We start from the raw sequence: 12,166 nt of genomic DNA on the forward strand, positions 1-12,166 counted from the left end.
GTAGCCTGACGCCATGCTGAAGATCGGACTGACGGGTGGCATCGGCGCGGGCAAGAGCGAGGTGTCCCGGCTGTTCGCCGCGCACGGCGCGGTGATCGTGGACTCCGACCTGATCGCCCGCGAGGTGGTCGCCCCCGGGACGGACGGCCTGGCGGCCGTGGTCGCCGAGTTCGGCCCGCAGGTGCTGCGGGAGGACGGCACGCTGGACCGCCCGGCCCTCGGGGCGATCGTGTTCGCCGACCCGGAGAAGCTCCGGGCGCTGAACGCGATCGTCCACCCGCTGGTGCGGGCCCGCTCCGCCGAACTGGAGGCGGCGGCCGCACCGGACGCGGTCGTCGTGCACGACGTGCCGCTGCTCACGGAGAACGGGCTGGCCCCGCTGTTCGACCTGGTCGTGGTGGTCGACGCCGACGACGAGGTGCGGGTGGAGCGGCTGGTGCGGCTGCGCGGGATGGCCGTGGAGGAGGCCCGGGCCCGGATGGCCGCGCAGGCCTCGCGGGCGGACCGGCTGGCGATCGCCGACCTGGTGATCGACAACGGCGGGCCGCTGGAGGCACTGGCGGCGCGGGTCGACGAGGTCTGGGCGGAGTTGGTGAAGCGGGCCGCCGCCGCGTAGTTCGGGCCGGGTTCAGGCCACCGTCAGCGGCAGCCGGGCCCGGACGGCGAAGCCGCCCTCGGGGGTCGGGCCGGCGTGCAGGGTGCCGCCGAGGTCGTCGGCGCGGGTGCGCATGCCGTCCAGGCCGTGCCCGCCCGAGGGCAGGCCCGGCCCCGCGTCGTCCGGATCGGCGGGCTCGGCGGGAGAGTTGACCACCGCCAGGCGCAGCCCGTCCGGTTCGACCGCGACCGTGACGGCCACCTCGGCGGCCGGGGCGTGCTTGTGGGCGTTGGTCAGCGCCTCCTGGACGATCCGGTAGGCCGCGTACTGCACCTTCGGGCCGGGCGCGGGCAGCCCGTCGTCCGGGCCGGTGACGGTCAGGCCCACCGCGAGTCCGGCCTGCCGGGACTCCTCGACCAGGGTGGGCAGGCCGCGCAGCGAGGGCGCCTGGTCGGAGGCCGGGGTCAGCACCCCGAGCAGGCCGCGCAGTTCGGTGAGCGCCTGCAGCCCCAGGGCGCGGATCAGGCCGAGGGTCTCCCGGACGGCGGCCGGGTCGTCGGCCTGGGCGACCTGCCCGGCGCCCGCGTGCAGGGTGATCAGCGAGACCCGGTTGGACACCACGTCGTGCATCTCCCGGGCGAGCCGGGCGCGTTCGGCGGCCACGGCTCGTTCCTCGGCGTGCCGGCGGGCCTCCACCAGCAGCCGGTTGCGCTCGGCGAGCACGCTGACGGTGCGGGCGCGCTGGTGGGCGGTCAGGCCCAGGGCGAGCGGGACGGCGCCGAAGACCAGTGGGTCCTCGATCAGGTTGGCCAGCGCGGTGGGGGTGCTGACGTCCCCGAGGTCGAAGGGGACGAACAGCCGCACCTCCGACAGCACCGCCAGGACGTACAGCAGCAGGGTGGCGCCGCGTCGCGCGGTCAGCCCGTAGAGTGCGACGGCGAGCGGGAGTTGGCCGCTCAGCAGGGTGGCGGCGGCGGTCGCCGCCGGGAAGCGGCGGCGGAAGGCGAGGGCGAGGGCGCCGAAGGCCATCAGGGCCGCGTTGGTCGGCGGCGAGCCCGTCGGCCCGAAGTCCGGATCGTGCGCGGCGAGCGGGACCAGCACCAGCAGCACCACGGCGGTCGGCCCGAGGGTCCGGACCGGGCGGGGCAGGCGCAGCAGGGGGCCGGGCAGCGGTGCCGCGAGGAGGTCGTCGGCCGGCTGGTCGGTGGGCTGGCGCATGAGGGGCATGCTTCCACACCGGGGGTGTCCCGGGATGATCTTCCGACCGGGATGGCCGGTATAGGTGGCCGGTATCAGGTGGCCGGGACGGGACTTGGACGGCGCTCCGCTGGGAAGGGAGCATCAAGTGATGAATGATCGTTTTTCTGCTGAACCGCTGGCCGTCGAGCGGCTGGAGGAGTACTCCCGCGCCGACCAGGACGTGATCCTCGGCCCGGGCGAGGACCCGTACGGCGTCGCCTACACCGGGTTGACCTTCCTGCCCAAGGAGATCCACTTCGGCATCCGGGCCGCCGGCGGCCGGTTGATCGCCCACACCGGGCTGCTCCCCGTCCCGCTCACCGTCGGCGGCACCGACCTGGAGGCGATCGGCGTCGGCGGGGTGTGCGTCGCGGCCGAGCGGCGGGGCGAGGGCCTGGCGCACGCCGTGGTCGGGACCGCCCTGGACCACGGGCGCGCGCTCGGCTTCCGGTACGCGCTGCTGTTCTGCCGCCCGCCGCTGGCGGTGTTCTACCGGGGGCTGGGCTTCCGCGAGGTGGCCGAGGAGGTGACGGTCGAACAGCCGCAGCGGCGGCTCGCGGTGATGCCGCTGTGCACCATGTGGCGGCCGCTGACGGCGGACGCCGGGTGGCCGGAGGGGCCGGTGCGGCTGCGCTCACTGCCGATGTGACGGGCTGCCCGTTCGATCAGGCGGGCGTCGCCTCGCCGAGCGCCGCGTGGGCGACGGCGGCCGCGGCCAGGGCGCGGATCATCGGATGGGCCCGGGTGCCGTCGCCGGACAGCTCGGGCTGGAACAGCGAGGCGAGGAAGAACGGGTGCCCGGGCAGTTCCAGGACCCGGACCTGCCCGGACTCGTCCGCCCCGCTGAAGCGCAGCCCGTGGGCGCGCAGCCGGTCCAGGTAGTCGGCGTTGAGGCCGTAGGAGCAGTGGTAGCGCTCCAGGGTGTCGGTGGCGCCGAGGGCGCGCTCGGCCAGGGTGCCGGGGGTGATCACGACGGTGCCCTCGTGGCCGACCAGGGAGCAGGCGAGCGGCACGATCACCTGCTGCTCGCGGTCGGGTTCCTCCTCGCCGTGGACGGCGTCGGTGAGGCCGCAGACGTTGCGGGCGTACTCCAGCACCGCGTGCTGGAACCCGGCGCAGGTGCCGAGGAAGGGGATGCCGCCCTCGCGGGCGGTCCGGATCGCGGCCAGGGCGCCCGCCTCGCTGCGGTACGGGCTGCCGGGCAGCAGCCAGACCGCGTCGAAGCCGTCGAGGGCGCCGGGCGCCCCGGCGTCCTCGGTGGGGATCCAGTAGGCGTCCAGGACGAGTTGGTCGCGGTCGGCGAGGGCGTCGAGCAGGCCGGGGATGCGGGCGTGCGAGCGGACGGCGGGGGAGCGGTCGCCGACCAGGGCGATCCGCGGGGTCAGGTAGGTCATGGGGCTATCCTGACCCCGCACCCGAGATCAGCGCCAACGATGATTTCTTACCTATCGATCAGATCGGTTGATGGCCACCGTGGATCCGCAGCAGCTGCGCACCTTCGCCACCGTCGCCCGGCTCGCCTCCTTCTCCGAGGCGGCCCGGGAGCTCGGCTACACCCAGTCCGCGGTGTCCCAGCAGATCGCCGCGCTGGAGGCGGACCTCGGCACCGCCCTGCTGGTGCGCCGCCCGGTCGGCCCGACCGTGGCCGGGCGGCGGCTGCTGGAGCACGCCGTGCCGCTGCTGGTCCGGCTGGAGGCGGCGCGCGCCGACGTCGCACGCCTGGCCGGTGCCCCGAGTGCCCGACTGGTGCTCGGCGCCACCCCGCTGGCGGTCGGGGCGGCGCTGGGGCGCGCGCTCGGCGAGGTGCGCCGGGCGTACCCGCAGGTGGAACCGGTGGTCCGGGTGCTCGCCCAGGACGTGCTGGCGGCCCGGGTCGCCACCGGTGAGGTCGACCTCGCGCTGATCGACGGCCTGGCCGCGCCCAGCGATCCGCTGCCGCTGCCCGAGGTCGGCCCGCTGACCACCGTCGCGGTGGACGAGCAGCCCGTCGCCGTCGCCCTGCCGGCCGGGCACCCGCTGGCCGGCCGCACCGGCCTCGCCCTCGCCGACCTGTCGGCCGCACGCTGGCTGGACGCCCCCGACCTCGCCCCGACCGCCGCCCGGCTGCGCGCTGCCACCGGCACCGACGGCTTCCGGCCCGCCACCCGCTACCGGGGCACCGACCTGCACGGGCTGCTCGCCCTGGTCGCCACCGGACACGGGCTCACCCTGCTGCCGGAGCCGGTGGTGGCCCGGGCGCCCGGCGTCGACCACGCGCCGATCGCCGCGCCCCGGCTGGTGCACCGCACCGAACTCGTCCACGGCAGCCTGCCGGAGGGGCCGGCGGCGCTGCTGGCACGGCTGTTGGTCGACTGACGCGCGTGCGGATGTGGAGGGGTGGTCACCACTCGTTCACATCCCGGGGCTGACGGTGGTCGCGCGGACGGTGCTGTCATGGGCACAGTCGCCCGGCGATCGGCCGGGCCGGTCCAGGAGAGCGCCCTCATGATGCTCCGTCAGCGTCTCACCGTCGTCGCCACGGTGGCCGTCCTCGCCGCCGCCGGGCTCGCCACCGGCACCGCGCAGGCCGCCGCGCAGGCCGCCGCCCCGGCCGCCGCCCAGGCCAAGCACAAGCCGGTCAAGTCCGGTACGCTCACGGCGAGTTGCTCGCAGGCCCACCTGCCGCTGCCCGACCCGTCCTGCACCCCCGGCGCGTACAACCCGGCGGTCACCCAGGCCACCATCGGCCGGACCATCTGCGTCTCCGGCTGGACGGCCACCGTGCGCCCGCCGGTCAGCTACACCAACGCGCTGAAGATCCAGCAGATCGCCCAGTACGGCTACTCGGACACCAACCCGGCCGACTACGAGGAGGACCACTTCGTGCCGCTGGAGCTCGGCGGCGCGCCGCGTGACCCGCGCAACCTGTGGCCCGAGCCGCGCTACGGCAACGAGCCCGCGCAGAGCAAGGACTCGGTCGAGACCAGACTGAAGAACGCGGTGTGCGGCCACAAGGTGACCCTGGATGCCGCCCGGAGCGCGATCGCCAGCGACTGGACCACGGCGCTCAGTCGCCTGGGCCTGTGAGCACCTGAAAAGGTGCCGCCCGGTCCGTCCGGTCCCCTGTGCCGGACGGACCGGGCGGCCGTCTGTGTGGGTGGTGCGGGGCTGCTCGGATCAGCAGCCCGGATCTAGTCGCAGCCCGGAAGGACCTCGCAGAGCGCGGCCGTCATACCGGTGAAGACGTACTTGTCCTCGGGTGCCTTCCAGGCGTCCTTGGGCTGGGCGCCGCCCTTGGTGGTGGCCCAGACGGACAGTTCGCTGACCGTCCCGCCCGCGTTGATCACGTACTCGTGCAGGGTGACGGTGGAGCCGTCCGCCTGCGGGACCGTCAGGGTGGCGGCGAAGTCCGGCGCGTCGGCCGCGGTGGACATCTTCACGGTGGCGCCCGGCGCGGTCTTGCCGCAGTCCTTGACGTACTGGGTGAGGCGGTCCTTGATGAAGCCGACGCTCTGGCCGGTGCCACTGCTGTGGGTCGGGTCGCCGAAGAAGAAGAGGGTCTGCTGCGCCGTCCAGCGGTCGCCGCCGAAGCCGACCGAGGCCATGGCCTTGGCGGTGCCGCCGGTGAAGAGGTCCTCGTCATCCTTGGAGAGCGAGGAGTGGCACACCTGCATGCCCTTGAAATCGGACGATCCGGTGACCGACTTGGCGTTGGCGGCCAGCGGGGCGTAGTGGTAGGTCTCGTCCATCGGGATGCTCTTGGTGTCCATCCAGGCCTTGGCCGGAATGCCCTTGCCGTCGGCGGGCTTGGACGCTCCGCCGGTGGGCTTGGCGGTGCTGCCCCCGGTGGCGGGCGCTCCGGTGGGCGCGGCGCCGGTCGGTGCGGCGCCGGTCGGTGCAGGGGCGGCGGTCTTGCCGCCGTCCTGGCCGCCGTTGTCCGGGCCGCAGGCGCTCAGGGCGCCCACGCAGAGCAGGGCGGCGGCGGTGGCGGTGACCAGTCGGGTGCTGCTGCGCAACTGACGATTCCTCGCGTGTCCGGTGTCGTGGTTCGGGGCCGGGGTCACTGGTGGCCGTCGCAGCCCGGGAAGGCCTCGCACAGCGGGGCGCTCATGCCGGTGGCGACGTACTTGTCCTCCGGGCCCTTCCAGGCGTCCTTCGGCTGGGCACCGCCCTTGGTGACGGCCCAGACGGACAGCTCGCTGACCCACCCGCCGTCGGTGGTGACGTACTCGTGCAGGGTGGTGGTGGAGCCGTCCTGCTGCGGGACGGTGAGTACGGCGGCGAAGTAGGGCGCGCCGTCCGCGCTGTTGACCTTCACCGTGGCGCCGGGTGCGGTCTTGGCGCAGGCCTTGAGCGCGTCCGTCAGGTTGCCCTCCGCCAGGTTCGTCAGCTGCTTGGTGCCGCTGCTGTGGGTCGGGTCGCCGTGGACGAGCAGGGTTTGCTGGGCGGTCCAGCGGTCGCCGCCGAAGCCGACCGAGGCCTTGGCGGCGGTGCCGGTGAACTGCCCCTCCTGGTCCTTGGTGGGCGCGGCGTGGCACAGCTCCATGCCCTTGAACGTGACCGCTCCGGTGACCGGCTTGGCGTTGGCGGCCAGCGGGGCGTAGTGGTAGGTCTCGTCCATCGGGATGCTCTTGTTGTCCATCCAGGCCTTGGCCGGGAGGGTCTTGCCGTCGGCGTCCGGCTTCGACGTGCTGCCCCCGGTGGCGGGCGCTCCGGTCGGTGCGGCGCCGGTCGGTGCGGCGCTGGTCGGTGCGGGGGCGGCGGTCTTGCCGCCGTCCTGGCCGCTGTTGTCCGGGCCGCAGGCGCTCAGGGCGCCCACGCAGAGCAGGGCGGCGGTGGTGGCGGTGACCAGTCGGGTGCTGCTGCGCAACTGACGATTCCTCGCGTGTCCGGTGTCGTGGTTCGGGGCGGAGGCCGGGACCGGTGACGCTTCGGCCGCCCGTCCTCGCCGCCCGGTCGACCCGTGGCTGCGGGCACTCGACATGGCTGTTCCTCCCCCGTTTCGTGCTGCCGTCAGGCCCCCTGGCTCCGCAGCTCACCGCAGGTCTGATGGTTGGTCAGAGCGGGTGCTGCGTTGACGGCGGACGAAACTTATGACACGGGGGCGCCGGGAGCAAAGCGGGATTCCTGCCGGGGGCCGGGGGAGTGCGGCAGTTGCAGCGGGCTGGTGGGGAACATGTGTGCGGCCGCGGCGGAAGAGATGGGCGGGGCGCGGGTGCGCTCGGCGGATCCGCCCGCGCCCGGACGCCGCCGGGCGCGGCGGATCCCTTGCCGGGCGCGTGGTTCGGCGGTGGGTCGTGCCCGTCCGGAGCGGCGTCGGCCCGGACGGGCGGGGCGGCCGATGCCAAGGCTTTCCCCTGGCCGTGGGCGGGTGTGATCCCACCCACGGTCCGTGTCGGGGCGTCCGCACAGGGTGGCGGTTCGGGTACGGACGGTACGGAATCCGGACGGAATCCGGACCGGGCCGTTACGACCGGCGGGGCGCCCGGGCCGTTACGGCTGCGGGTGGGTCTCCGGGCCGTTACGGCCGGAGGGGCGCCCGGTCGTCAGGGCTGCGGGTGGGTGCCCGGGACGCCGAGTTGGGCGGCGAGCCAGGGCAGGGCCTGGGTGAAGGTGGCGGCGCCGGTCTGCCAGGTGTGCTTGCCGGAGCCGACGACGGAGGTGGTGCGGATGCCGTCCCGCTTGGCGGCCGCCTCCAGCGCCTTGGCGGACTCGATCTGGCCGTGCTCCTCGTCGCCCTGGCCGAAGAAGCCGGAGACGGCCTGGTACTTGGGGTGGTGGGCGAGCACGGTCAGCGGGTCGTGGGCGGCCCAGGCCGCCGCGTCGCCGCCGTACAGCTCCTGGATGGTGTGGTCCTTGTCACCGATGTACGGGCCCTTGTCCCCGGAGAAGTCGCCGAAGTGGGTGAAGCGGTTGGGGTGTTCGACGACCAGGTCGACGGCGCAGGTGCCGCCCATCGACCAGCCGGCCACGCCCCACTTGTGCGGGTCGGTGGCGGCGTTGAAGGTCTTCTCTATGTACGGCGGTACGTCCTTGAGCAGGTGGCTCTCGGAGTTGCCGTGCGGCCCGTCCACGCACTCGGTGTCCACCCGGAAGCCGCCGGTGGCGTCCACGAAGACCAGGATCGGGGCGAAGCCGTTGTGCTTGGCGGCGAACTCGTCGGCGGTCTTCACCGCGTTGCCGGAGCGGATCCAGTTGTCCGGCGCGGCGAACTCGCCGCCGATCATCTCCAGCACCGGCAGCCTGGGCCGGCTCTGGCTGCGGAACCAGGCGGGCGGCAGGTAGACCAGCTCCTGGCGGTGGGCGAAGCCGCTCGCGGTGTCCGGGATGTCGACCTGGACGATGCGGCCGGTCTTGGTCTTGCCGTGGATCGAGCCGAGTTCGGCCAGGGTGATCTGGTCCGGCAGCGGCTGTCCGCTGAGCTCGCCGATCGCGTCGTCGATCGTCGGGTAGTAGCCGGTGGCGATGTTCACGCTGTTCGCGGCGCAGAACAGCGCCAGCAGCGCGGTCGGCGCCACCAGCGCCCGCCGCCACCACTTCGCGCCGCGCCAGCCGAAGCCCAGCACGGAGAACGCCGCGATCGCCACCCCGCTCCACAGCCACACCCCGAACGGGATCGGGTCGGTGATCCCGCCCAGGGTGAGCACCCCGACGGCGAGGACCGCGGTGATCGCCAGCGCCGTCCCGAGCGCGATCGGCCCCCACTTGCGCTGCCAGGTCCGGTCCCGCCAGCCCACCGTGGCCACCAGCAGGGCGAGGGCGGCGGCCTGGACCGTCCAGGGGAACCAGCCGTCGAGCAGGGAGACGTTCATGCGCGGAGGCTAGGCGCGGCGGATGAGAAGGGGCTAAAGAAGCTGACCGTCCGCTGGTCGTCCGCTGATCGGATGCTGGGAGCCGGCGGGGAGCCGGAGCCTCCGGGTCGCTTTGTTCGCGCGCCGTCAGACGGTGAAGCGCTCGTGCGGGATCCCGCGCTCCCAGGCGGCCTCGTAGGCGGTGGAGACCGTCTTCACCACGGCGGGGTCGTCGGTGAACTCGTGGCCGGCCCAGGCGCCGTCACCGGTGAACCAGTGGAAGAGGACCAGGCGGTCGTCGATCAGCCAGAGGTCGTTGCCCGGGAGGGCGAGGTCCGAGGCGAGACGGCGGGGAAGCCAGCGGACCCGTTCCCCGGCCGCGATGTTCGCCGCCGTCAGGGCGTGCTCCCAGCGGATGTAGTCGGTCACGGGCTCGGAGACGATCCGGGCCCGCCGCAGCACCACGCCACGGGCGACGGTCTCCCGCACCAGAGGGAGCCAGCCGGCCCAGAACTCGGAGTCGGGATCGAGGTCGACCGCGCCGGAGCGCTTGAACTCTTCGAAGGCGGCGGCCTCGTCGGCGACGCCGTAGACGTCACGCATCTCCAGGTGGACGGCCGTTCGCTGCGCGCTGTTCAACAGGGCGGAGAAGTCCGGCACGTTCTGCGTCATCGCACACCTCTCGCGGGGTCGGGATCGTTGCGGCGGACGAGGGGGATCAGTTCGGCGCGGTCCCGCCACCAGGGCAGGAGCTGTACGGCGCCGAACGTCACCTCCACGGCGAAGAAGAGCCACAGCACCCGGGTGGCGCCGTGGGCCAGCGCGTACGCCTGCCACGCGGCGAACAGCGTACGCGCGATTCCGTCCAACAGGCCGTGCAGCGGCAGGGGTTGGACGATCCGCAGGAGCGCCCAGACCACCACGACCGAGCCCATCAGGTTCGCGTACAGGGTCTGGACCGGATCGAGGGCGGGCAGGGCGCCCAGCCCGAACCGTGTGCCGAGCGACGACAGCGCGCCGTGCAGCAGTGCGTACGTCCACGGCGTCGCGAATCCCGCCGTGACGACGAGGTCGTACCAGGCACTCGCACGTACGAGCCGAAGGTAGGCGGCGGTGCGGGGCGGGGCGAGTGGGTCGGGCTGACGGATCACGAGGGGGCTCCTGCCGGTCTCTGTGGGGCGACGGCCTCACGGTAGACAGTGGAGTACTGTCCAAGGTCAAGCCCACAGTTCGGCGAGAACGTTCGGCGGAGGGTCATGAGGATCGGGGAGCTGGCCGCGCAGGCGGGCGTCAGCAGGGACACCGTTCGGTTCTACGAGAAGATCGGCCTGCTCGAAGGACGTCGGCAGGCCAACGGCTATCGCGACTTCCCGCCGGAGGCGGTGACCTGGCTGCACTACGTCCGCACCGCGCAGACGCTCGGGTTCACGCTGGCCGAGATCGCCCAGCACGGCGCGCAGCTGCGCGACGCGCCCGATGGCGCGGAGGCGCTGTCCGCGCTGCTGCGGGAGAAGATCCGGATCATCGACGAGCGCATGGCCGAACTCGCATCGCTCCGGGCGGACCTCGATGCGCGCGTGGGCACCGGATGCCCGCTGCGGGGCTGAGTCGGCTGGGTCAGCCGGTGGGGACCCCGGGTGCGGTCCAACTGGCCAGCACCCGGAGGGACTGGGCGGTTTCGGATCCCGGCTCGACGTTGTAGACGCACAGCGTCTGCTCGGCGTCGCCGGGGACTTGGAAGGACTCGTAGGAGAAGTGCAGGTCGCCGACGAGCGGATGGTGGTAGTGCTTGGCGCCGTGGGTGCGGCGCAGCACCCGGTGGTCGTTCCACCAGCCGGTGAACTCCGGTGACTGAATGGTGAGTTCGCCGACCAGGTCGGCGAGCCGGCGGTCGTGCGGGTAGCGGCCCGCTTCGAGCCGGAGGATGGCCACGGTCTCGGCGGCGATCCGCTCCCAGTCCCCCACGCGCTCGCGTGCCCGGGGGTCCAGGAGGTAGTAGCGGGCCAGGTTGCGGCGGGTGGCGGGCAGGGCGTCGAAGTCCGTGAGCACCTCCCGGGCGAGCCGGTTGGAAGCCAGCACGTCGGTGCGCCGGCCGAGGATGAAGGCCGGTACGTGGTCGAGGGTTTCGAGCATCAGGTGCAGGCCCGGCCGGACCCGCTGCGCCCTGGCGGGTGCGCGGCGAGGGGCTTGGGTGCCGGAGTGCAGGAGGTCGGTGAGGTGTTCGCGTTCGGTGTCGTCCAGGCGTAGCGCGCGGGTGATCGCGTCGACGACCTCGCGGGACGGGTTGAGGGCGCGGCCCTGCTCCAGGCGCGTGTAGTACTCGGTGCTGACGCCGGCCAGGCGGGCCACCTCGTCCCTGCGCAGGCCGGGTACGCGGCGGACGCGCCCGTCGGAGGGCAGCCCGGCTTCCTCGGGGGTGACGCGTGCGCGGCGTGAGCGCAGGAAGCCGGCGATTTCCTTGGTGCGGTCCATGGAGTCCATTGTCGGTGTGGCGGCGGGGTTGTGGTGGGCCTTGGGTGGCCCTGGTAGTACCTGCCTGGGCAGGGCCAGTTATGGCGTCCTGGGGGGCTGGTTCGGGGGCTGTACTGGATCTGCGGCCGACGGGGATCGGCCGGAAGATTCGGTAACTCCCTTGGAGGGAAAGCAACATGTCTACGAACACCTCGTCCCAGCCGCTGGTCGGTCGCGTCGCCGTCGTCACCGGTGCCTCAAGCGGCATCGGTGAGGCGTCCGCCGAGCGCCTGGCGGCTCTGGGTGCCCGCGTTGTCGTCCTGGCGCGGCGGGCCGAGCGGCTGGCGGAGTTGGTCGAGCGGATCGAGAAGAACGGCGGCAGCGCGCTGGCGATCGCGGTCGACGTGACCGACCTCGCCGCCGTGCAGGCCGCCGCCGACCGGGTGGAGGCCGAGCTCGGCGGTGCCGACCTGCTGCTGAACAACGCCGGCGTCATGCTGCCCTCTCCGATCGAGGAGCGGGCGACGGGCCAGTGGAAGCAGCAGATCGACCTGAACATCACCGGCCTGATGAACGCGATCGGTGCCTTCACTCCGCAGCTGGTCAAGGCCGCTGCCGAGCGCGGGGTGGCCGATCTGGTCAACACCTCGTCGATCGCGGCGCAGAACATCTTCCCGACCTTCGCGGTCTACTCCGGGACCAAGGCGTACGTCTCCCACCTGTCGCGTCACCTGCGGACCGAGCTGGGCCCGAAGAAGGTGCGCGTCTCGGCGGTGGAGCCGGGGATCGTCGCCACCGAGCTGCAGAGCCACGTCACCGACCAGGACGCCAGGGACTGGCTGGAGGGTTCGCGGGAGACCATGGAGTGGCTCACGCCGGATGACGTCGCGCAGATGGTCGGCGTCATCGCGATGCTGCCGCCGCGGGTGAACCTCCAGCAGGTCACCATCATGCCGACCGGCCAGGCCAGTTGAGCGGTCCGAAACGGGTGGCCCCGCGCGCTGCGCGGGGCCACCCAGGTGGGTACGCCAGGCAGCCTCGATTCGTTTCGGGACGTCCCCAGAGCGTCCCGAAACGTGGTTGGAAGGCACCCAGTAGGCCCGCCAGAATC

14 protein-coding genes are annotated in these 12,166 nt (G+C 73.2%); 6 read left to right on the plus strand and 8 right to left on the minus strand.

All coding sequences use genetic code 11. From position 1 onward, the window contains the following. Positions 1-13 precede the first annotated feature (13 nt). Positions 14-616, plus strand: a complete 603-nt coding sequence (gene coaE / locus ACIG5E_RS06540) for a dephospho-CoA kinase (protein WP_396531953.1) — start codon at positions 14-16, stop codon at positions 614-616. Positions 617-628: 12 nt separating this feature from the next. Here coaE and ACIG5E_RS06545 read toward each other — a convergent pair whose 3' ends face one another. Next, positions 629-1,813 carry a sensor histidine kinase gene (locus ACIG5E_RS06545; protein WP_396531955.1) on the minus strand — a complete coding sequence of 395 codons (1,185 nt, stop codon included), beginning with the start codon at positions 1,811-1,813 and terminating at the stop codon, positions 629-631. Between the two features lie 130 nt (positions 1,814-1,943). Between ACIG5E_RS06545 and ACIG5E_RS06550 the strand changes: the two genes are divergently transcribed. Next, on the plus strand, positions 1,944-2,483 hold the full coding sequence (locus ACIG5E_RS06550; RefSeq protein ID WP_396531956.1) for a GNAT family N-acetyltransferase: 540 nt from the start codon (positions 1,944-1,946) through the stop codon (positions 2,481-2,483). 16 nt (positions 2,484-2,499) lie between these two features. On the opposite strand, the gene ACIG5E_RS06555 is transcribed toward ACIG5E_RS06550, so the two are convergent. Then, positions 2,500-3,228, minus strand: coding sequence for a hypothetical protein (locus tag ACIG5E_RS06555; protein WP_396531957.1), 729 nt, complete (start codon positions 3,226-3,228; stop codon positions 2,500-2,502). A gap of 70 nt (positions 3,229-3,298) precedes the next feature. Here ACIG5E_RS06555 and ACIG5E_RS06560 point away from each other — a divergent pair, with 70 nt between their 5' ends. Together ACIG5E_RS06560 and ACIG5E_RS06565 are read left to right on the plus strand one after the other, a co-directional pair. Beyond that, positions 3,299-4,189: a LysR family transcriptional regulator gene (locus ACIG5E_RS06560; protein ID WP_396531958.1), complete on the plus strand. Its 891-nt coding sequence runs from the start codon at positions 3,299-3,301 to the stop codon at positions 4,187-4,189. 78 nt (positions 4,190-4,267) lie between these two features. Next, entirely contained in the window at positions 4,268-4,900 is a 633-nt protein-coding gene (locus tag ACIG5E_RS06565) for a hypothetical protein (RefSeq protein ID WP_396531959.1), read from the plus strand. Between the two features lie 104 nt (positions 4,901-5,004). Here ACIG5E_RS06565 and ACIG5E_RS06570 read toward each other — a convergent pair whose 3' ends face one another. From ACIG5E_RS06570 to ACIG5E_RS06590, 5 genes are all read right to left on the minus strand, one after another. Further along, positions 5,005-5,829 (minus strand): hypothetical protein, encoded by an 825-nt coding sequence (locus tag ACIG5E_RS06570; protein WP_396531961.1) that lies wholly within the window; start codon positions 5,827-5,829, stop codon positions 5,005-5,007. 44 nt (positions 5,830-5,873) lie between these two features. Continuing rightward, complete coding sequence (locus ACIG5E_RS06575; protein WP_396531963.1) at positions 5,874-6,683, minus strand: hypothetical protein; 810 nt, start codon at positions 6,681-6,683, stop codon at positions 5,874-5,876. 676 nt (positions 6,684-7,359) lie between these two features. Beyond that, entirely contained in the window at positions 7,360-8,625 is a 1,266-nt protein-coding gene (locus ACIG5E_RS06580) for an alpha/beta hydrolase (protein ID WP_396531964.1), read from the minus strand. 126 nt (positions 8,626-8,751) lie between these two features. Beyond that, a complete protein-coding gene (locus tag ACIG5E_RS06585) occupies positions 8,752-9,276 on the minus strand; it encodes a DUF6879 family protein (RefSeq protein ID WP_396531965.1) in 525 nt (174 codons plus the stop codon). After that, complete coding sequence (locus tag ACIG5E_RS06590) at positions 9,273-9,755, minus strand: hypothetical protein (protein WP_396531966.1); 483 nt, start codon at positions 9,753-9,755, stop codon at positions 9,273-9,275. The genes ACIG5E_RS06585 and ACIG5E_RS06590 overlap by 4 nt, the downstream gene beginning before the upstream one ends. 105 nt (positions 9,756-9,860) lie before the next feature. On the opposite strand from ACIG5E_RS06590, the gene ACIG5E_RS06595 reads away from it, so the two are divergent. Further along, positions 9,861-10,211, plus strand: coding sequence for a MerR family transcriptional regulator (locus ACIG5E_RS06595; RefSeq protein WP_396531968.1), 351 nt, complete (start codon positions 9,861-9,863; stop codon positions 10,209-10,211). 10 nt (positions 10,212-10,221) lie between these two features. Here ACIG5E_RS06595 and ACIG5E_RS06600 read toward each other — a convergent pair whose 3' ends face one another. Then, on the minus strand, positions 10,222-11,076 hold the full coding sequence (locus ACIG5E_RS06600; protein WP_396531970.1) for a helix-turn-helix transcriptional regulator: 855 nt from the start codon (positions 11,074-11,076) through the stop codon (positions 10,222-10,224). A gap of 176 nt (positions 11,077-11,252) precedes the next feature. Here ACIG5E_RS06600 and ACIG5E_RS06605 point away from each other — a divergent pair, with 176 nt between their 5' ends. Next, positions 11,253-12,029: an SDR family oxidoreductase gene (locus tag ACIG5E_RS06605; protein WP_396531972.1), complete on the plus strand. Its 777-nt coding sequence runs from the start codon at positions 11,253-11,255 to the stop codon at positions 12,027-12,029. Positions 12,030-12,166 lie beyond the last annotated feature (137 nt).

This window comes from Kitasatospora sp. NPDC053057, assembly GCF_044546945.1.
Classification (GTDB): Bacteria; Actinomycetota; Actinomycetes; order Streptomycetales; family Streptomycetaceae; genus Kitasatospora.

What these genes read in the sequence shown, in the direction of transcription:
- ACIG5E_RS06605 (WP_396531972.1), top strand. Translation starts at nt 11,253, where the DNA reads ATGTCTACGAACACCTCGTCCCAGCCGCTGGTCGGTCGCGTCGCCGTC.
- ACIG5E_RS06545 (WP_396531955.1), bottom strand. Translation starts at nt 1,813, where the DNA reads ATGCGCCAGCCCACCGACCAGCCGGCCGACGACCTCCTCGCGGCACCG.
- ACIG5E_RS06580 (WP_396531964.1), bottom strand. Translation starts at nt 8,625, where the DNA reads ATGAACGTCTCCCTGCTCGACGGCTGGTTCCCCTGGACGGTCCAGGCC.
- ACIG5E_RS06565 (WP_396531959.1), top strand. Translation starts at nt 4,268, where the DNA reads ATGGGCACAGTCGCCCGGCGATCGGCCGGGCCGGTCCAGGAGAGCGCC.
- ACIG5E_RS06595 (WP_396531968.1), top strand. Translation starts at nt 9,861, where the DNA reads ATGAGGATCGGGGAGCTGGCCGCGCAGGCGGGCGTCAGCAGGGACACC.
- ACIG5E_RS06555 (WP_396531957.1), bottom strand. Translation starts at nt 3,228, where the DNA reads ATGACCTACCTGACCCCGCGGATCGCCCTGGTCGGCGACCGCTCCCCC.
- ACIG5E_RS06585 (WP_396531965.1), bottom strand. Translation starts at nt 9,276, where the DNA reads ATGACGCAGAACGTGCCGGACTTCTCCGCCCTGTTGAACAGCGCGCAG.
- coaE (WP_396531953.1), top strand. Translation starts at nt 14, where the DNA reads ATGCTGAAGATCGGACTGACGGGTGGCATCGGCGCGGGCAAGAGCGAG.
- ACIG5E_RS06550 (WP_396531956.1), top strand. Translation starts at nt 1,944, where the DNA reads ATGAATGATCGTTTTTCTGCTGAACCGCTGGCCGTCGAGCGGCTGGAG.
- ACIG5E_RS06600 (WP_396531970.1), bottom strand. Translation starts at nt 11,076, where the DNA reads ATGGACCGCACCAAGGAAATCGCCGGCTTCCTGCGCTCACGCCGCGCA.
- ACIG5E_RS06560 (WP_396531958.1), top strand. Translation starts at nt 3,299, where the DNA reads ATGGCCACCGTGGATCCGCAGCAGCTGCGCACCTTCGCCACCGTCGCC.